Annotated in this window: 18 protein-coding genes; 8 read left to right on the top strand and 10 right to left on the bottom strand. The window is 61.5% G+C overall.

Going from position 1 to position 19,387, the window contains the following annotated elements:
* Nucleotides 1-9 precede the first annotated feature (9 nt).
* From ihfB to CFY91_RS05860, 8 genes are all read right to left on the bottom strand, one after another.
* Entirely contained in the window at nt 10-288 is a 279-nt protein-coding gene (gene ihfB, locus CFY91_RS05895) for an integration host factor subunit beta (RefSeq protein ID WP_093985421.1), read from the bottom strand.
* 78 nt (nt 289-366) lie between these two features.
* Nucleotides 367-1,152, bottom strand: a complete 786-nt coding sequence (locus CFY91_RS05890; protein ID WP_093985420.1) for a DUF4892 domain-containing protein — start codon at nt 1,150-1,152, stop codon at nt 367-369.
* Between the two features lie 110 nt (nt 1,153-1,262).
* Nucleotides 1,263-2,138: an alpha/beta hydrolase gene (locus CFY91_RS05885; RefSeq protein ID WP_093985419.1), complete on the bottom strand. Its 876-nt coding sequence runs from the start codon at nt 2,136-2,138 to the stop codon at nt 1,263-1,265.
* On the bottom strand, nt 2,135-2,935 hold the full coding sequence (locus tag CFY91_RS05880) for an alpha/beta fold hydrolase (protein WP_093985418.1): 801 nt from the start codon (nt 2,933-2,935) through the stop codon (nt 2,135-2,137). The genes CFY91_RS05885 and CFY91_RS05880 overlap by 4 nt, the downstream gene beginning before the upstream one ends.
* 118 nt (nt 2,936-3,053) lie before the next feature.
* Nucleotides 3,054-4,709 (bottom strand): AMP-binding protein, encoded by a 1,656-nt coding sequence (locus CFY91_RS05875; protein ID WP_093985417.1) that lies wholly within the window; start codon nt 4,707-4,709, stop codon nt 3,054-3,056.
* A gap of 151 nt (nt 4,710-4,860) precedes the next feature.
* A complete protein-coding gene (sixA, locus tag CFY91_RS05870) occupies nt 4,861-5,325 on the bottom strand; it encodes a phosphohistidine phosphatase SixA (RefSeq protein ID WP_093985416.1) in 465 nt (154 codons plus the stop codon).
* Nucleotides 5,322-5,669, bottom strand: a complete 348-nt coding sequence (locus CFY91_RS05865; protein WP_093985415.1) for a DUF4389 domain-containing protein — start codon at nt 5,667-5,669, stop codon at nt 5,322-5,324. Before CFY91_RS05865 ends, sixA begins: the two co-directional genes overlap by 4 nt.
* A 20-nt stretch (nt 5,670-5,689) precedes the next feature.
* Nucleotides 5,690-6,712: an NAD(P)H-dependent glycerol-3-phosphate dehydrogenase gene (locus tag CFY91_RS05860; RefSeq protein WP_093985414.1), complete on the bottom strand. Its 1,023-nt coding sequence runs from the start codon at nt 6,710-6,712 to the stop codon at nt 5,690-5,692.
* 164 nt (nt 6,713-6,876) lie between these two features.
* Here CFY91_RS05860 and CFY91_RS05855 point away from each other — a divergent pair, with 164 nt between their 5' ends.
* The 6 genes from CFY91_RS05855 (at nt 6,877) to CFY91_RS05830 (ending at nt 14,091) form a co-directional block, all read left to right on the top strand.
* A complete protein-coding gene (locus CFY91_RS05855; protein ID WP_093985413.1) occupies nt 6,877-9,051 on the top strand; it encodes a TonB-dependent receptor plug domain-containing protein in 2,175 nt (724 codons plus the stop codon).
* 17 nt (nt 9,052-9,068) lie between these two features.
* On the top strand, nt 9,069-9,944 hold the full coding sequence (locus tag CFY91_RS05850; protein WP_093985442.1) for a hypothetical protein: 876 nt from the start codon (nt 9,069-9,071) through the stop codon (nt 9,942-9,944).
* The gene (locus CFY91_RS05845; RefSeq protein ID WP_093985412.1) at nt 9,941-11,854 is read left to right on the top strand and encodes an ATP-binding protein; all 1,914 of its coding nucleotides are present in this window, start codon (nt 9,941-9,943) and stop codon (nt 11,852-11,854) included. The genes CFY91_RS05850 and CFY91_RS05845 overlap by 4 nt, the downstream gene beginning before the upstream one ends.
* A 205-nt stretch (nt 11,855-12,059) precedes the next feature.
* Nucleotides 12,060-12,575, top strand: a complete 516-nt coding sequence (gene fabA / locus CFY91_RS05840; protein ID WP_093985411.1) for a 3-hydroxyacyl-[acyl-carrier-protein] dehydratase FabA — start codon at nt 12,060-12,062, stop codon at nt 12,573-12,575.
* Nucleotides 12,576-12,586: 11 nt separating this feature from the next.
* Nucleotides 12,587-13,804: a beta-ketoacyl-ACP synthase I gene (gene fabB / locus CFY91_RS05835; RefSeq protein WP_093985410.1), complete on the top strand. Its 1,218-nt coding sequence runs from the start codon at nt 12,587-12,589 to the stop codon at nt 13,802-13,804.
* Between the two features lie 62 nt (nt 13,805-13,866).
* Nucleotides 13,867-14,091, top strand: coding sequence for a DUF3820 family protein (locus CFY91_RS05830; RefSeq protein WP_093985409.1), 225 nt, complete (start codon nt 13,867-13,869; stop codon nt 14,089-14,091).
* Here the strand turns inward: CFY91_RS05830 and CFY91_RS05825 are convergent.
* Complete coding sequence (locus CFY91_RS05825) at nt 14,088-14,612, bottom strand: hypothetical protein (protein ID WP_093985408.1); 525 nt, start codon at nt 14,610-14,612, stop codon at nt 14,088-14,090. The genes CFY91_RS05830 and CFY91_RS05825 overlap by 4 nt on opposite strands.
* Nucleotides 14,613-14,714: 102 nt before the next feature.
* Between CFY91_RS05825 and CFY91_RS05820 the strand changes: the two genes are divergently transcribed.
* Both CFY91_RS05820 and CFY91_RS05815 read left to right on the top strand, forming a co-directional pair.
* Entirely contained in the window at nt 14,715-15,641 is a 927-nt protein-coding gene (locus CFY91_RS05820; RefSeq protein ID WP_093985407.1) for an ABC transporter ATP-binding protein, read from the top strand.
* A complete protein-coding gene (locus CFY91_RS05815; protein WP_093985406.1) occupies nt 15,638-16,399 on the top strand; it encodes an ABC transporter permease in 762 nt (253 codons plus the stop codon). Before CFY91_RS05820 ends, CFY91_RS05815 begins: the two co-directional genes overlap by 4 nt.
* A 7-nt stretch (nt 16,400-16,406) precedes the next feature.
* On the opposite strand, the gene CFY91_RS05810 is transcribed toward CFY91_RS05815, so the two are convergent.
* Nucleotides 16,407-19,322, bottom strand: a complete 2,916-nt coding sequence (locus tag CFY91_RS05810; protein WP_165765305.1) for an EAL domain-containing protein — start codon at nt 19,320-19,322, stop codon at nt 16,407-16,409.
* Nucleotides 19,323-19,387 lie beyond the last annotated feature (65 nt).

The following is a 19,387-nucleotide window of genomic DNA, read 5'->3' as shown; positions in this document are numbered from 1 at the left end:
GCTGAGCCTTCAGTCATTTACGCGATCGCGCAGTTCCTTGCCGGGCTTGAAATGCGGAACATACTTGCCGTCCAGGCACACGGACTCACCCGTCTTCGGATTACGCCCTACCCGTGGCGCACGAAAATGCAGGGAAAAACTGCCAAAGCCACGAATCTCGATACGCTCTCCCGTGGCCAGTGCCTGCGACATCTGCTCCAGCATGGTCTTGATAGCCAGCTCCACATCCTTCGGGGACAACTGTCCCTGCTGGTCGACGATGCGTTCGATCAACTCCGACTTGGTCATGGTTTTCCCTTTTTTATCAAGCGGCTAGATCCGTATGTGGGCTGGTTTTAGCACGCCTGCAAGGCTTTGAACAGCCTTCTAGCGTAGCCAGCGCACACGCAGCCCTGGATCAGCCCCCGCATCGAGCTCAAGGCGACTGCCACGCACCCCCTGCTCCTGCAAGGCATCTCGCCAGGCTTCCGCCTGTGCACCCTGCAGACTGACCCGCAGCGTGCTGTTGAGCTGCAGGGTACGCGCCAGCAGCTGCAGCCAGCCTGCCTCCGGTACGACACCGGGCGGCATCAGATACAGCACTCCATCAGCCTCCAACTGCGCCAGCAAGGTCGCCGGCGTAGGCAGCAGCTCGGGCAGACTGGCTGCCTGAAGTTGCTCGGCCTGCAGGTAGGCCGGACGCGTGCCCCGCGTAATCAGGTAATAGGCTTGCAGATACTGCTCACGAGGAGCAGCCAGACGCAGCAGGAGGAACTGTTGCTGCTCGTCCGCCCCAGTCAGCCGGGGGTTGGCAAAGATCCCATTGGCCCACAGGCTACTGGCGCCACAGTTGCGTCCCCGACACCAATACAGTACTTGCGCACCCTGCCCCTGCAGATCCCGACGCAGCTCATCCAGACCGCCTGCCGCCAACTGCGCCGGCACCTGCAGATAAAGTGCCTGACCCTCGCCACTAAGCGTCACGGACTGCTCCATGCGCAGCCGGTTGCTGATGCGCGCCAGCGGGCTTTGCGGGTAGCGTCGTTCGCCGCTGAACGACTGCTCATCCAGCACACGCGCCTGCGCCAGCAATGGCGTGGACGGCAACCAGTCCGGGCTGGCCTGGACAGACAGGCTGCCCACAAGCAATGTCAAAGCGATAAGTAGACGCATGAGGTTCCTGGTTTAGGCATTGATGGTCAGCAGCCATTCTGCATGACGGCGCTTGTATGCAGGGTCATCAAGCCAACAGCTGACGTCAAGCCAGGCTTTGCCACAGTATTTTACCGATCAGCCGCAGCCAGCAGAAAAGGCCCCAGGCTGTGCGCAACAGCCAGAGCCCCCGCCTGGTCGTCCAGATGCAGGTGATGCCCACCCGGCAGGCGCTGCACCTCCACCGGCAGACCTTGCAGACGCTCGGCAATGTCTGGCTGAGCCTGCAGCAAGCCGCCCTCGGCAAGCAGCAGACGCGCCGGACACTGCACGGCCCGCGCAAAAGCCAAGGCCTGTGCGCGGCTCAGGCGCAGCGGCGAAGGCAAGGTCAGACGACTGTCGCTACGCCAGGTATACCCGCCCGGCACGGCCTGCAAGCCCCGTTCGACCAGCAAACTGGCAGCCTCCCGACTCACCGCACCGACACCCTGCATGCGCGCACGTACCGCCTGCTGAGCATCCGCATAGACTGGCTTGCGCTTAGCCGCCAAAGCCAGCTGCGCGCGCAGTGCCTCGCCGAGCTTGGCAGGCGCCTGTTCGGCTTCAGCGGTGAAAGGCAGCAAGCCATCGATCAACGCCAGCCGGCTGATGCGTTCCGGCATGGCCGCGGCCAGCATGACGCTGACGATCGCGCCCATCGAATGCCCGAGCACGGCAAAGCGCTGCCAAGCCAACTGCTCGGCCACCAGCAGGGCGTCCAGCGCGTAGTCCCAGAGCTGATAACTGGCCCCCGGGGCGCGATGCGCGGAATGACCATGCCCTGCGAAATCCAAGGCAACGATGCGCAGACCGGGCAACAGCGGAGCCAGGCGAGCAAAGCTGGCAGCGTTATCCAGCCAGCCATGCAGGGCCAGCACAGGAATCCCCTCTTCCGGGCCATAGCAACAGGCCGCCAACTCGATATGCGGCAGGCAAAAACGCCGCGCCTGATAGCCCGCCTCACTCATGCACAAGACTCCTCGGCCTGCCAGCGACTGAACAGCCGGCGCAACAGTGCCGCCGTATCCTGCGGTCGCTCCAGCGGAAACATATGCCCGCCGGGCAGGCAATGGTATTCACCGCGCGCCATACGCCGCACCTGGCGTGCCTGATGCGGCCAGACCACGCGACTGTGCTGCCCGCGCACCACCGCCAATGGCACCTGCAACTGACGCGGCCGCCCCGGACTACGATGGGGTACGCTGCGATAGATACTGATTTCCGTGGCCGGATCGAACTTGAGCCTGAGCCCCTGGGCAACAGGCGTCAGTGCATGTTCGACATAGTGCTCCAGGCAATCGGGATCGAAGCGGCGAAACAGGCTCTTGCCGGAAAAGTAGGCATGCGCTTCCTGGCGATTGGCGAACGCTTCACGCCGCCCCAGGGTGCGTCCTGCCGGAGTAATGTGGTCGATGAACCCCAGGCGTTTGGCGGCACGGATCAGCCACTGATCGGCTCGCGTCAACAAGGGCGAATCGAGCATGACCAGGCCGCGATACCACTGCGGCTCGCGCAGGGCCGCGTGGTAATGCAGCAGGCCGCCCAGCGAATGACCGACCGCCCACACCGGCCTAGCCTGCTGGCGTAGCTGGCAGAGCAACTCCTCGACCAGATTGTGCCAATTATCGTCCACCGGAAAGCGCGGATCATGCCCGTGCTGCTCCAGATGCTGCACCACATACTCCGGCTGCAAGGCGCTGAACAACTTGCCATAGGTAGCCGACGGAAAACCGTTGGCATGCGCAAAGAACACCGTATTGGACATGCGGGCTTCCTCGACAGACGACGCTCCGACTGAGCGCCGCTATAAGCGGTGGATTGTCGGAGCGCCACCAGGTGATCAACAAGCACTATTGACCAGGCCAATAGTGCTGACTACAGCGTCACTCATGCCACAACACGGGCTCGCGACGCTCCCCCCACTCGGCAAAGCGCCCACCATAGGCGCTTTCTACAACATTACGCTTGATCTTCAGGGTGGGCGTCAGAAAGCCGTTCTCCACCGCCCAGACATCCTTGACGAGAATCAGTCCCTGCAACTGCTCATGCTTGTCCAGCACCGCGTTGATCTCCGCCAGCAGGCGCGCCAGGCTGTTCTCGACATCACTACGCGGCTCCTGGCGCGCCACTTCGGAGAGCACACACAGCGCCATGGGCTGCGGCAGGCCATCACCGACCACGCAAACCTGCTCGATTCGCGCATGTACGGCCAGACGATTTTCGATAGGCGCGGGCGCGACGTACTTACCCTTGCTGGTTTTGAAGATCTCCTTGATGCGCCCGGTCAGGCGCAGGTTGCCCTCGGCATCCTGCTCACCCTTGTCACCCGTGCGCAAAAAGCCATCGGCGGTGAGAGTCTCCGCGGTTTTCTCGGCATCCTTGTAGTAGCCCTGCATGGTCGCGCCACTACGCACCAGCACTTCGCCCTCCTCGCTGATGCGTACCTGCACATCAGGATTGTTCTGGCCAATCCAGCCCGCCTTGTAACGCCCGGGACGACAGACATGCGAATAACCACAGTTTTCCGTCATGCCGTAGACCTCTTGCAAGTCCAGTCCCAGGCGGCGATACCAGTTGAGCAGCGCCTCCGGCACCGGTGCAGCACCGGACAAGGCAAAGCGTACGGCATCCAGCCCCAGGCCTTTGAGCACCTTGCGTCCTACCAGGCGCCCTAGCAGCGGTACGCGCAACAGGCGATCCAGCTTGCGCGCCGGCATGCGCGCGATCACCCCGTGATGGAACTTGCTCCAGATCCGCGGCACACCAAAAAACACCGTCGGCCGGGCACGGCGCAGGTCTTCGACAAAGGTTTCCAGACTCTCGGCAAAAAAGATGCTTTGCCCGGCATAGATCGACGCCATCTCCACAAACATGCGTTCCGCCACATGGCACAACGGCAGGTAGGACAGCAGGCGATCCTCCTCACCGACATTGAACAGCTTGATGGCACGCGAGGCGGCAAAAGCAAAATTGCTGTAATTGTGCATCACCCCCTTGGGCGTACCCGTGGTGCCCGAGGTGTAGATGATGGTCATCAACTGCTCGGCCGGCGGACGGGGACTATCGGTGATCGACGCGCAGCACTGCAGATCGCTCCACAGATGGTCGAAACGCCCGCTGGGGCGTAGCGGCAAACCGATGCAGCGCACAGCTGCGGGTATGCCGGGCGCCATGGCAGGCCAATCGTCCAGCTTGCCGATAAAGGCCAACTGGGCTTCGGCATGTTCCAGCACCTGACGTACCGATTCGGCGGTCAGGTTCGGATAGAGCGGCACCGAAACGTGCCCGGCCATCCAGATGGCCAGGTCAGCCACAATCCAGTGCGCGCAATTCTTGGAAATGATGGCAATGCGACTGAGCGGCTCGAGTTCCTGCTCGCGCAACCAGGCTGCAGCACGGCGCGCCTGCTCGCCCACCTGCGCCCAGGTCAGGGTTTCCAGCTGGCCACCCGCCAGCGGTTGCACCATATAGCGTTTATCGGGATGGCGCTGTTCGCGCTCGTAGAACATATCCAGCGGTAGACGGTCGGCTGCAGCCACAGCGCTTCCTCCATTGTTGTTATTGTGGGGAAATCAACCAAGCACTTGCTTGGTTGACTCTTTCACAGACAACGCCCGGAGGCAAGACGAGAAATGTTTCCGACTGTACAGTCAGTTTCGCACGGGACGCCGGACGACCTCGGATCGCCGGTCAGTCCGCCACATGGCGATGCTGCAGGAGGGTCATCATGCCAGCCAGCGGCAGGGCGGCCTCAAACACCGCCAGGCTCGCGGTGGCCATGGCCAGCGGTTGCTGACGATGGCCATGCAACAGGCAGCTGGCCAACTCGCCAACCAGCGGCTGGTGGCTGACCAGCAGCCAATCCCCCTCTTCAAGCAGCGCCAGCTCTTCCAGGGTGCGTGCAACCGGCGTATCCGGCGTCAACCAGGACACGCCGCGCGCCTCGGCGAAGTCCAGCCCCAGAGCCGCGCAGACTTCCTCGGTGGTTTGTACCGCGCGCCGGTAAGGACTGTGCAACAGACCTCGCCAGCGCACACCCTGCATCACCTCGGCTGCCGAGCGCGCCTGTTGTCGTCCGCGCTCGGTCAAGGCACGCAGGCTGTCCTGGCCGGCCTGGGCCTGCGCCTCGCCATGGCGCAGCAACCACAGCCTCACAAACGGGGCTCTTCGTCGCGTACCGGGTGCGCGGCAGGTGGCACCTGGTGAGCCGCCTCGCCCTCCGCTGCTCGCGGCAACGGCCAATCGGCAAAGGGCCAGGGCTTGCTGTCGCTATTGAAGGTGCCGAAACGGCCAATCTGCTGCAAATACTGGCTAAGGCTATCACCCAGCCCTAGCAGGCCCGCACTGGGCGCTCCGTAGAACAACCGATAGGCGATCTGCAGCAGCACCACCAGCCCCAGCAACAACTCGGCAAACTGCCAAGCGATGGCAAACAGCACCATCCACAGCAGGCGCAATAGCAGGGACTCGCGTTGTAAGGTCTGTTTATCCTGCGGCATGGTCAGTCACTCCTGGGGAGTTAGAATCCCTGAGGGGAAATGAAATCGACATCGGTCTTGGGTTCACCACGCATCAGCGCTTCGATGACCTGAGCCAGAGTACGCGCCTCGAACAAAATGGCATGCAGGCCCGCGACCAGCGGCATGTAAACCTGCAACTCCTCGGCCTTGGCCTTGAGCACACGCAGCGTATTAACGCCTTCGGCGACCTCGCCCAGTTGTTCGACAGCCTGTTCCAGCGATAGGCCCTGGCCCAGTGCAAAACCGACCTGGAAGTTGCGACTCTTCGCTGATGAACAGGTCGCAATCAAATCCCCCACGCCCGCCAGGCCGAGGAAGGTCATCGGATTGGCGCCCTGGCGTACGGCAAAGCGGGTCATCTCCGCCAGCGCTCGGGTAATCAGCATGCTTCGCGTGTTCTCGCCCATGCCCATGGCTGCGGCCATACCGGCGATGATGGCGTAGACGTTTTTCAACGCCCCGCCCAGCTCCACACCGAAGCGATCGCGACTGGCATACACACGAAACGTTCGTCCGTGCAGAACCTGCTGTACCTGCTCGCACAGGGCCTCGTCCTCACTGGCGATCACACTGGCGGTCAGCGCATGCTCGGCCACTTCGCGGGCCAGATTGGGACCAGACAGCACGCCAATACGCGCCTGCGGCGCCAGCTCTTCGAGCAACTGGCTCATCAGCTTGAAGCTCTGCGCCTCGATACCCTTGGTGGTACTGATCAGCAGTTTGCCGGCCAACTGACTGCCATGGGGCTGAAGCACCTGGCGCAGCGCCGAGGAAGGCACGGCAACGAATATCAATGTACAAGCGTGCAGGATGTCGGCCAGATCGGTATCCGGGCGCACCCCCGGATGAATGCGGATACCCTTGAGATAGCGCGGGTTTTCACCGTCGCGCAAAATCGCCGCCACTTGTTGCGGATCGCGCATCCAGTGCCTTACCGACTGCCCGTTTTCAGCCAGGAGGTTGGCCAGCGCAGTACCGAAACTGCCACCGCCGAGAACCGCTACGGGTGTTTGTGCTGTCATGAAACGTCCAGTGTGTGCCCGCCGGGCTGAGGCTCGCATTATACGAAGCTCGCGCCAGACGGCCAGCCTGACCACGCGACCCTGCGCAAAAGCACCAACCGGGTACTGGGCAGGCGCTCTGCTCCGGCATTTAGCTACTGGCAAAGCGCCGAGCCTCGGTTAACATGCCCGCATCAGAGACAGTCCAAGGATGCGCCGCTTTGCGTTGCCTTCTGCCCACCTTAGCCCTCTTGCTGCCCGGACTAGCCCAGGCCTTTGCCAGCCAGGATGATTTGTTTGCCAGCGACAGCGAGCTGCCCAGCGTGCTCACCGCCACGCGCCTCAAGCAGGCACCGGCAGCCGTTCCGGGCGCCATGACGGTACTTGATCGCGAGTTGATTCGCGCTAGCGGTGCACGCGACATCGCCGAACTGATGCGGCTGGTGCCCGGCATGATGGTCAGCTACCGGCAAGGCAACCTGGCCACCGTCAACTACCACGGCAGCAACAGTAGCGAGGCACGTCGCCTGCAGGTGTTGATCGATGGGCGCTCGGTCTATCGCCCAGGGCTGGCAACCGTTGACTGGTTCGACCTGCCACTGGCCATCGAGGATATCGAGCGCATCGAAGTCTTCCGCGGCCCCAATACGGTGAGCTATGGCGCCAATGCCCTGCTCGGGGTGGTCAATATCATCAGCCGTAAGCCCCAGGACAGCCTCGGCACCCGCCTGCAATGGCGCTATGGCCAGACGGGCATCAATGACTGGTATGCCAGCCATGGCCAGGCCCTCGACAACGGGGCACTACGACTGTCGCTGTCCGGCCAGGCGGATAACGGTTTCGACAAAGACGCCAATCAACAACCACTGCGTGACGACCGGCGGCTCAATCGCCTGTTGCTATCGGCTGAGCATGATCTGGACAGCCAGCAGCAGCTGAGCTGGCAACTGGCTCTCAGCGAAGGTAGCAACCAGCAGCCCTACACCTATCGCCCGGTCTTCGGCCCCTACAGCCCCGGCGACCAAGGCAGCGACACCCAGGTACGCGACTACGCAGCCAGTGTGCGCTGGAATATCGACCTCTCGCCGCAACACAGCCTGCAACTGCAAGGCAACCTGCAGCACTGGGAGCACCTGCGCAGCTGGCGGGCTTGTGACGCCGCGCTCAGCTACTACCCCCCGCTGCGACAGCTTTGGCAGATGAACCCGCAATTTGCCCAGCGTTTTGCCCTCAGCGGCTTCACCGCAACCAGCCAGGTAGCCGCCGAACAGGCACTGGCCAACCAGATCATCAATGAATGGCTCAATGGTTCCGGGCGCCAGGAAACCTGCGGCACGGTGAATCAGGACCTGCGCGAAAGTCGCGCGGAAATCGAATTGCTCGACACCCTTAGCCTTACCGACGACCTGCGCCTGCTCAGTGGCGTCAGCCTGCGGCGTGACCAGGCCGACTCGCAGACTTATTTCGCCGGCAGCACGCACAACAACCTGGGTCGCTTGTTCGGCCATCTTGAATGGCAAGCCAGCGAGCGCTGGTTGCTGCAAGGTGGCGCCATGTACGAATACGACCAGCTCGGAGGCGACTCGCTGACCCCACGCCTGGCCGTCAATTACCTGCTGGCCCCCGGTCACGGCCTGCGCGCACTGTACTCGGAAGCGGTCCGCTCACCCGACCTGTTCGAAAGCACGCCGAACTGGAGCTATTGGATCACCGATATCTCGCCGAACATCTACGGACGCTCCGACGCCTATTACTTTGTCAGTAATCAGGGGCCGGAGAACCTCGATAACGAACGCATGCGCTCGCGGGAAATCGGTTACAACGGTCACTTCGAAGCATGGCAACTGAGCCTGGACGTCAAGCTGTTCGATGACCATATCAGCGGCCTGATCAGCGAACCGTTGCTCAACAACGCCATTCCCGCCAGTAATAACAGCAGCATCAGCCTGCGCGGCATGGAAACCCAACTGGACTGGCGTGCCAGCAGCCGTGACCGCCTGCGTCTCAGCTACGCCTATATCGAAGACGATCCCAGCAACCCCAACGACAAGCACCAGAGCGCACGACACAGTGGCTCCACCGGCTGGCTGGCCGACTGGGGGCAGGGCTGGAGCAGCAGCCTGTTCTACTACCAGATGGAAGCCCTCAACGAGCAACCCTTCCAGCGTCTCGATCTGCGCCTGGCCAAGCGCCTGCAACTGGGCAGTAGCCAACTGGAATTGGCCGGTGTCTGGCAACAGCGCCTGGACAGTGGCACCCTGGCCTGGCGTGAGGTGCTATACAACGGCCAACAGATTCAAAGGGAAAGCCGCAACGACCAGCGCCACCGCGTCTACTTCACGGCGGAACTCGAGTTCTGAGCATGCGCAACTCATGGATGAGCAAGATAATCGCCCTGGCCAGCCTGCTCTGCTGTCTACCTTTATGGGCAGCAGATATCCTCCTGCTTAGCCAGACCACCTCCCCGGGGCTAAACACCTTCGCCGAGGCCTTGCAACAGCAGCATCCTGGCCTGCGTATTCGCCAGCACACGCTGCAGGAGGGAGAACCCAGCCTGAAGCCTGGTGACCGGCTGATTCTGCTCGACGAAGCCGCCCTGACCTGGCGCCTTGGCCAGCGGCAGAACCCTCCCAGCCTCGCCCTGCGCATCAGTCGCAGTCGTGCTGAACAACTGCATCTGCCCAGCGTGCCGGGCCTGACGCTACTCTGGAGCGACCCGCCGCCGCTGCGCCAGATGCGCCTGGCTCGCCTGCTGCAACCGGGCATCCAGCGTATCGGCCTGCTCTATGGGCGGCACAGCAGTACGCTGCTGGAGGAATACCAGCAAGCAGCCCAGGCACTGGACCTGGAGCTGACCACACAACTCTGGGAAAACCCGCGGGACAATCGCCCCCTGCAACAGGTCCTGCAAGATAGCGACCTGCTCCTGGCGATCGACGACAGCCAGCTCTACAACTCGCAAACCGCCAAGACCATCCTGCTGAGCAGCTACAGTCGCCAACGCGCCGTCATCGGCCCTAGCGCTGCCTTCGTCAAGGCAGGCAGCCTGGCCAGCAGCTACAGCGACCAGGCAGACTGGCTGGCCACGCTGGCTCCTTTGCTCGAGCAACCCAGCCAGCAATGGCCGAGCAGCCTGTATCCACAACACTTCAAGGTCATCAGCAACCGCCCGGTCGCTCGCGCTCTGGGTCTGGCACCACCTGACGAGCCGCAGTTGCAACGCCTGCTGCGCGATCACGAGGCGCAACCATGAGCCTTTTGCGTCCCCTCGATATCCACACGCGCACCCAGCTGATCAGTGTTGGCCCTGCCCTGCTGCTGACCTTGCTGTTGACCGCCTTCTTCACCCATGCCCGGCTCAGCGACCTGCAGGATGAACTACGCAGCACCGGGCAACTGATTGCCTCGCAATTGGCGCCAGCCTGCGAATTTGGCGTGATCACCGGCAACCAGCAGATTCTCGACAACCTCCTCCAAGCCACTCTGAGCAGTCAGCCGGTGCGCTTCATTGAGGTGCGTGACAGCGAGGACCAGATCCTTGCCTTTATCCAGCGCGACACTCAGACAGCCGTGCGAGTACGCAGTTTTCAGGCAGCCATCAACCTGCAACAGGTCAGCCTGGAAGGTAGTGAACCCTTTGCCAGCAACAACCCACCAGCCAGCGATGACACCACCTATCTGGGCCGCGTTGTGGTCGGTCTTGCCGAAGACACCTTCGACCGTCGTCAACAAGGTATTCTGCTCAAGGCCATCAGCATTTCCCTGTTCGCCCTGCTCCTGACCTTCCTGCTCGCGCGACGCCTGTCGTCGCAACTATCCACACCACTCAGCGACATGAGCAAAGCCGTGGAAGCCATTCAGGGTGGCAACTATCAGAGCAGCCTACCGGTTCCCGAAGACCCACAGCTGGGCAGCCTGGCACAGCACATCAATAGCCTGGCCAGCGCCCTGGATCACGCCAGTCGCGAACAGCAAATGGCCATGCAGGCACTGATCAGCGCCCGCGAGGAGGCCGAACGCGCCAACAGCGCCAAATCGGAGTTCCTGGCCATGATGAGCCATGAATTGCGTACGCCCATGAATGGCGTGCTGGGCATGCTGCAACTGCTGGAAACCACCGAACTCAACCACGAGCAAAGCGAGTACGCCGAACTGGCCGTGGAGTCCACTGAGCACTTGCTCAAGGTGATCAACGATATCCTCGACTTCTCGCGCATTGAGCGGGGCGCTCTGGAGCTGGAATGCATTCCCTTCCTGCCCGCCGAACTGCTACGCAACTCGGTCCAGGTATTCCAGCACAGCGCCCAGCAACGCGGCCTGCAGCTTGACCTGCAGCTGGCCGAAGGCCTGCAAGGCATCCAGGCCTTCGGCGACCCCACGCGCATCCGCCAGATACTGGTCAACCTGATTGGCAATGCGCTGAAGTTTACCGAGCAAGGCTCTATCTGCATCGATGTAGCCTGGCGGCAACGTGATGAAGACAGCCTTTGGCTGACCTGCGCCGTGCAGGATACCGGCATCGGCATCGCCAGCGCGCAACTGGACGCCATGTTCGATGCTTTCCGCCAGGCTGACAGCTCGATCTCCCGACGCTACGGCGGCACCGGATTGGGTCTGCCCATTGCACGCACCCTGGCCGAATGCATGGGCGGACGCCTCACCGCGCGTAGCCAGGAGGGCCAGGGCTCGACCTTTACCCTGGAAATTCCCTTGTTCTTCTGCCAGCACGGCCAGTGCGCCGGGCGCAGCATGCCGGCGGCCAGTGCGCCGCCTACCCAGCTCAACGTATTGCTGGTCGAAGACAACGCGGTCAACCGCAGTGTCATCGAAGCCATGTTGCAAAGCCTCGGCCACCGGGTGATCTGCGCCAGCGATGGCCAGCAGGCCATCGATTTGCTGGCGCATGAGCCCATATCCCTGGTGCTCATGGACTGCCGCCTGCCCGTACTGGACGGCTACCAGACCAGTCGCCTGATCCGCCAGCGCTTTACTGCCGCGCAGCTCCCCATCATCGCCCTCACCGCCAATGCCCTACCCGGTGATCGTGAGGCCTGCTTGGCCAGCGGCATGAATGATTACCTGGCCAAACCGTTCAAACGCACCGAACTCCAGCGCCTGCTGCAGCAATGGAGCAGTCCGCGAGCCTCGACTTTCGATGAGTAGCATCAAGTCTCGCTACACGCCATGCTGCTACCCTGCAGCCGGTTGGCATTACCATTGGATGAAAATGGGTGAACAGTTGTACGCTATGCGCTGTGACTTTCTGCAGCGTGTCACAGTCTATGGCTAGGCTGATGCCCCTGAGCATAAGTCTGCTCGACCAGGATGACCTACCGGCCCGCTGCACGCGGCACTTTGAGGAACCCGCATGACCAAGCAAAACGCCTATACCCGAGAAGAACTGCTGGCCTGCGGGCGCGGTGAACTGTTCGGCCCGGGTAATGCGCAACTGCCCGCGCCCAATATGCTGATGATCGATCGCATCCTGCACATCAGCGAAACCGGCGGGAAATATGGCAAGGGAGAAATTGTTGCGGAACTGGATATTCATCCGGACCTGTGGTTTTTCGCTTGCCACTTCGAGGGCGACCCGGTCATGCCCGGCTGCCTGGGCCTGGATGCCATGTGGCAACTGGTCGGTTTCTATCTCGGCTGGCAAGGCAATCCCGGCCGCGGACGAGCCCTGGGCTCGGGTGAAGTGAAATTCTTTGGCCAGGTACTGCCTACCGCCAAGAAGGTCACCTACAACATCCATATCAAGCGCACCATCAACCGCTCGCTGATCCTCGGCATCGCCGACGGCAACGTCAGCGTCGATGGCCGCGAGATTTACAGCGCCGAAGGCCTGCGCGTTGGCCTGTTCACCTCTACCGACAGCTTCTGAAGGACATCCGCATGCGTCGCGTCGTGATCACCGGTCTGGGCATCGTTTCCTGCCTGGGCAATGACAAAGAGACCGTAACCGCCAGCCTGCGCAACGGCCAGTCAGGCATTCGCTTCAATCCGGCCTATGCCGAGATGGGCCTGCGCAGCCAGGTTTCCGGTTCGGTGCAGCTCAATCTGGAAGAGCTGATCGACCGCAAGATCTATCGCTTCATGGGCGACGCAGCGGCCTATGCCTACCTGGCCATGCAACAGGCGATTGCCGATGCCGGGCTAAGCGCCGAACAGGTTTCCAATCCGCGTACCGGCCTGATTGCCGGCTCGGGTGGCGCTTCCACGCTGAACCAGATGGAAGCCATCGACACCCTGCGCGAGAAAGGCGTCAAGCGCATTGGCCCCTACCGCGTGCCGCGCACCATGGGTAGTACTGTTTCGGCCTGTCTGGCCACCCCCTTCCAGATCAAGGGCGTCAATTACTCGATCTCCTCGGCCTGCGCTACCAGTGCGCACTGCATTGGCAATGCCATGGAACAGATCCAGCTGGGCAAGCAGGACATCGTCTTCGCCGGCGGTGGTGAGGAAGAACACTGGAGTCAAAGCTGCCTGTTCGACGCCATGGGCGCTCTGTCCACCCAATACAACGAGACGCCCGAACGTGCGTCGCGCGCCTACGATGCTCAGCGAGACGGCTTCGTGATTGCCGGCGGTGGCGGCATGGTGGTGGTTGAGGAACTGCAGCACGCACTCAAGCGCGGCGCAAAGATCTACGCGGAAATCGTCGGCTACGGCGCAACCAGCGACGGCTATGACATGGTCGCCCCGAGCGGCGAAGGTGCCGTGCGCTGCATGCAGCAAGCCCTGGCTAACGTAACTACGCCTATCGATTACCTGAATACCCACGGCACGTCGACCCCCGTCGGTGATGTCGCCGAAGCCCGTGCCGTGCGCGAAGTATTCGCGGACAAGGCGCCGCTGATCAGCTCCACCAAGAGCCTCTCCGGGCATTCGCTGGGTGCTGCCGGCGTTCAGGAAGCCATCTACTGCCTGTTGATGATGCAAGGCGGCTTCATTGCCGGCTCGGCCAACATCGACACCCTTGACCCCGAGGTCGCCGATCTGCCCATCCAGCGCAGCACACTGGAAAACGCCAAGATCGACACGGTGATGAGCAACAGCTTCGGTTTCGGTGGCACCAATGCCACCCTGGTACTCAAGCGCTGGCAAGGCTGAGGCAGGCGACAGAACATGCCCTGTCAGTGCAGGGCATGTTTTGTATTGACCGGAGGGGCTGCATGGATCCGCAAGACTTGTTGAAGCTGGTCAGCCAGAGCATGCCCTATGGCAAATACCAGGGCCGCCTGCTGGCTGACCTGCCAGGTCATTACCTGGCCTGGTTTGCCCGCCAGGGTTTTCCACGCGGCGAACTGGGCCGCCTGCTGGCCCTCATGCACGAGATTGACCACAACGGACTGAACGCCCTGCTCACTCCGCTGCGCCGCCAGACGCCTGGCTATTAAGCCGACTGGGTAGCCCGCTGCAGGCTGGGCTGGGCAAAAATCCCCACTTCCACAGCCAGTTCCAGCAGCCTTTCCAGGTCACAGCGATAGACCAGCACTGCCTGCAAGGCATCATCCAGCGGCTCGCTGAAGTCCACTAGCACATAGCCGCCCTTTTCCGGATACAACGCCGACAACTGCACCTGAATGCGATTGAGTGCCTTGGCGGCCTCAACCTTGTGCAACTGCTTGGCCTTGAGCACAAAGTTCACCTGCGGCCCGAAAGACTCGGTGATCTGCTGGAACAACTGGTCATAGCGGTCAGCCTGGAACAGTACGGTATCCGGCAGACTGCCCACCACCACCCATTCACCCAGGGGGATGGGGAATTCATCGTCGTAATTGATATCCGCATTGGCCTGCAGGAAGGCCTGCGGATCGGCATAAGCCTGCGCGGCTTCCTCGGCTACGCGGGCGATCTGCTCATCACTCATGCATCCGGAGCTGATCAGGGTAATGAGTTCCTGCAAAGCGGCTTTCATGGCGCTACCTCAACAACCAAACGCCGCATTGTCGCCGATACGACAGCGCAGCGCCCAGTGGTTTATCCTTGCAGCCCCGTTTCAGACTTCACGGAGCAGCCTGTGTCAGCGGTTATCGCCATCCAGCAGCTGTCAAAAACCTATGCCTCGGGGCACAGCGCCCTGCGCCAGGTCGACCTGGAAATTCAGCGCGGCGAAATCTTCGCCCTGCTCGGCCCCAACGGCGCGGGCAAGACCACGCTGATCAGCATCATCTGCGGCATCGTCAACCCCACTAGTGGCCAGGTACTGGTCGATGGCCAGGACATTGTCCGCGACTACCGTGCCGCGCGCAGCCAGATTGGCCTGGTACCGCAGGAACTGGTCAACGATGTGTTCGAGACCGTCAGTGCCTCGCTGCGCTTCAGCCGTGGCCTGTTCGGCAAGAAGCCTGACCCTGCCTACCTCGAACAACTGCTACGCGACCTGTCCCTGTGGGACAAGCGTGACGCCAAGATTTTCGAGCTATCCGGTGGCATGAAGCGCCGGGTGATGATCGCCAAGGCGCTGGCCCACGAACCACGCATTCTATTCCTCGATGAACCCACCGCTGGCGTCGATGTCGAGCTGCGCCGTGACATGTGGGAAATGGTACGGCGCCTACGCGAGCGAGGCGTGACCATCATCCTGACCACTCACTACATCGAGGAAGCCGAGGAAATGGCCGATCGCATCGGCATCATCCGCAAGGGTGAAATCATCCTCGTCGAGGATAAGGCGCTACTGATGCGCAAGCTCGGCAAGAAACAGCTGAGCCTGCAACTCAAGCAACCACTGGCCAGCCTGCCGGGCAGTTTGCAGGGCTTTGCCCTGGAGCTCGACGCACAGGGCCAAGTGCTGCGTTATCACTACGATGGCCAGCAGGAACACAGCGGCATTGCCGAACTGCTGCGTACGCTGGACGAGGCGGGTATCGAGTTTGGCGACCTGCAATCCAGCCAGAGCTCGCTGGAGGAGATTTTCGTCAACCTGCTGAGGGAGTCGGCATGAACCTCTATGCCATTCGCGCTATCTACCGCGCTGAACTCGCACGCACCTGGCGCACGCTGATGCAGAGCATCGCTACGCCGGTCATTTCGACGTCGCTGTATTTCGTGGTGTTCGGCTCGGCGATCGGCAGCAGCATGACCCAGGTACAGGGGGTCAGCTACGGTGCCTTCATCGTCCCAGGGCTGATCATGCTCGCCCTGCTCACCGAGAGCATTTCCAACGCCTCTTTCGGCATCTACATGCCACGCTACTCGGGCACCATCTACGAAGTGCTCTCGGCCCCCGTCTCACCTCTGGAGATCGTCATTGGCTACGTCGGCGCGGCTGCGACCAAGTCGATCATTCTTGGTTTGATTATTCTTTGCACTGCACGCCTGTTCGTCAGCTTCGAGATCGCTCATCCGCTGTGGATGGTGGCCTTCCTGCTGCTGACGGCCATCACCTTCAGCCTGTTCGGCTTCATCATCGGCCTCTGGGCAGACGGCTGGGAGAAACTGCAGATCGTACCGGCGCTGATTGTCACCCCGCTGACCTTCCTTGGCGGCAGTTTCTACTCGATCAGCATGCTGCCAGCCCTCTGGCAGCAACTCACCCTGTTCAACCCGGTGGTGTACCTGATCAGCGGCTTTCGCTGGAGCTTCTACGGCGTTACCGACGTACCTGTCGGCATCAGCCTGGGCATGACCCTCGGCTTCCTGGCGTTGTGCCTGGCTACCGTTTACTGGATGTTTCGCACCGGCTACCGGCTGAAAAGCTGACCTGCTCTCAGCGTGGCAAGGTAGCCGTAGCTGCCACCAGTGTCTGTGCCTGGTAGCCACGCAACAATTCCAGCACGCCCTGCGCAGGCAGTGGCCGGCTGAAATGGTAGCCCTGCATCTCGTCACAATCATGCTGCGCCAGGTAGAACAGCTGCGCCTGGCTTTCCACACCTTCGGCCACCACGCGCAGTCCCATGCGATGCCCCAGTGCAATGACCGAAGTGGCAATGGCTGCTGCACGCAGGTCCGTGGTGACATGTTCGACGAAGCTGCGATCGATTTTCAGGTAATCCACGGGCAGCCGGCTAAGGTAGGCCAGGCTTGAGTAACCGGTGCCGAAATCATCGATCGACAGCTTCAGCCCCATCTGCTTGAGGCGAGCCAGCACACCCAGTGCCTGCTCGGGATTTTCCATAAAGATGCTTTCGGTCAGCTCAAATTCCAGGCAATGCGCCGGCAGCCCCGTCAGCTGCAACACCTCGGCCACTCGCTCGGGGAAGCCGGGCTGCTTGAGTTGGTCGACGGAAATATTCACGGCCATGGTCAAGGCTGGCAGCCCTTGCTCCTGCCAGCGCCGGCTTTGCTGGCAGGCTTCCAGCAATACCCAATCACCCAGCGCATGAATGAGGCCACTCTCCTCGGCTACCGGGATGAATACCTGCGGCGAGACATATTGACCGGTACGCACATCGCGCCAGCGAGCCAGCGCTTCCACCGCATGGATACGCCCGCTGGCAATCTCGACCTTCGGCTGGTAGTGCAATTCCAGGCCACCCACGCTCAATGCCTGACGCAACGCACTTTCCAGGGCCAGACGCTGCTGGGCGCTGATATCCATTTCATTGCAATACAGGCGCACGCGCTCGACCGGTGATTGCTCGGCATGGTGCAGGGCAATATCCGCATTCTTCAGCAATACTTCGAAGCCGCCGGTAGCCCCCTGCAAAAGACTAATCCCGGCCTTGGGCGTCAGTTGCAGCTGATGCTGCTGCAACAAAAAGGGGCGTGACAAGGCATCGACCATGCGCGTGGCACGCTGCAAGGCATCCTCGGCATCGCGTACCTGGCAGAGCAATACACTGAACTGCCCACCCTCCTGGTGCGAAACGGTGTCCTGGGCTTTTACACAGTTTTTCAGGCGCCGGCCGACTTCACGCAATACCTGGTCACCAACGGCCCAGCCCAGGCTGTCATTGATGGTTTTCAGTCGGCCAATGCTCAGCGACACCATAGCCAGCGCCGGGTGCAACTCACCGGCTTGCTGGCTGGCCTGGGTAAACCGTCGCGCCAGCAACTGGCGATTGGGCAGATTGGTGGTCTGATCGTAATAGGAGACGAAGTCCAAACGCTCGGCGATGCGCTTATGCTCGCTGATATCCAGGTGGATATCGATATAGTGGGTAATCTGTCCCTGCTCGTCACATACCGGGCTGATCGACACCAGCGCCCAGTAAAGTTCACCATTCTTGCGCTTATTGAGCAGTTCACCCATCCATACCTTGCCGCCACGAATGGTATTCCACAAATCCTGATAATTGCTGGAAGCGGTTTCTCCGGAGCGCCAGACACCAGCCTTGTGACCAATCAACTCATCCTCCCGGTAGCCGGTCACCTTGGCAAACTGCGGATTGATGTACTCGATGATGCCGTGTCGATCGGTAATCAGCATGGCCGCCACACTCTGCTCGATAGCCGTGTGCAGTTTATGCAACTCGCGTCCCTGCACGGCGCGGCGCGCACAATCGGCGAGCAGTTGCTCGCGCATACGCTCGAAGGCCTGGCCCAGCCGGCCCACCTCATCGTCCTGCAGTGCCGCCAAGGGGTGATCCAGCTGACCGCCGGCAATCTCGTTGGCAGCCAGGGTCAGGTGCTGCAAGGGTTGCAGGATACGCTTGCGCAGTAGGTGTACAGCCAGGCTGAACAGGGCAAACAGAGCAATGAATGCGAGCAGAACCAGTTGTCTTGCCCATACCGCATTGCGTCGCAACTGTTCGACATTCTCTTCGAACTGCCGGCCCAGGCTGCGCGACATCTGGTGCACGCTCTGGATAGCCAGGGTGGCCTGGGTAAACCACTGCTCGGCGGTTACCTGATAGGCCTCCTCGCGTCGACTGCTAGCCAGGATGTCGGCTCGCAGCTGGTCATAAACCAGCATTTCGCGTTCGAAATGCAGACGCACCTGCTGCAACCCCTGCTGCCCTTGCAACTGGTCAAGAATTGCCTCTGTGCGCCGCCGAGCCTGCTCCACCACGCTGCGATGCTCATCCAGTTGGCGCTGCTCGGCGAGCGTCAGCGGCGAGCGCCGCGACAACACCACGACCAGCAGGGCACGCTCACGGCCCAGGTATTCACCCATGGTGAACAACACATCCTTGATAATCGGCTGCGAAGCATAACTGTAGATGTTGTCTTCCAGCGGCAGCATGCTCACCCCAGCCAGGCTGTGCAGCACCTCGATCATGCGACTGCTGTCACTGATCCATTGGCTGCTTTGCAAGGCCGGCCGCTGCCCTGTCACCGCGGCAGCCACAGCCACGCGGCGCAACTGCAAGGTGCTCAGCATTTGTGCAAGACGCTGCTGGTACTGGGCAAGCGGGTGTCCGGGGGAAAGCTCTACCAGCTCGTCGAGTAAACGGCGTAGCTGTTCATGCTGGCGATCAACAGCTCTGCGCTGCACCTGCACACGCAACCACAGACCATCATCCGGAGCATCCAGGCTGGCCAACAGGCGAGCGGTAAGCCCCCGTTCGACCGCTAGCTCCGCGCTGGCCTGCTGGCTGGTATCGACCAGGCGATTGCTTTTCTGCAGCCAGTCGACCGCCAACACCTTGGTATGGCTGTCAGCCACCAGCCAAAGGCCCAATGCCCCCAGCAACAACACCAGCATCAGGGTCAGCAGGAAAAACAGGTTTCGTATCGACATGCGCTCACTCGTTCCGGACTCGGGCCGCCGCCATTTCACCCACATCACAGCCTGATGCATGGCAG

Origin of the sequence: Pseudomonas fluvialis (genome assembly GCF_002234375.1) — a bacterium.
Classification (GTDB): Bacteria; Pseudomonadota; Gammaproteobacteria; order Pseudomonadales; family Pseudomonadaceae; genus Aquipseudomonas; species Aquipseudomonas fluvialis.
The sequence above is the reverse complement of the archived record's forward strand: the minus strand, read 5'-3'. Positions and strand labels throughout refer to the sequence as shown.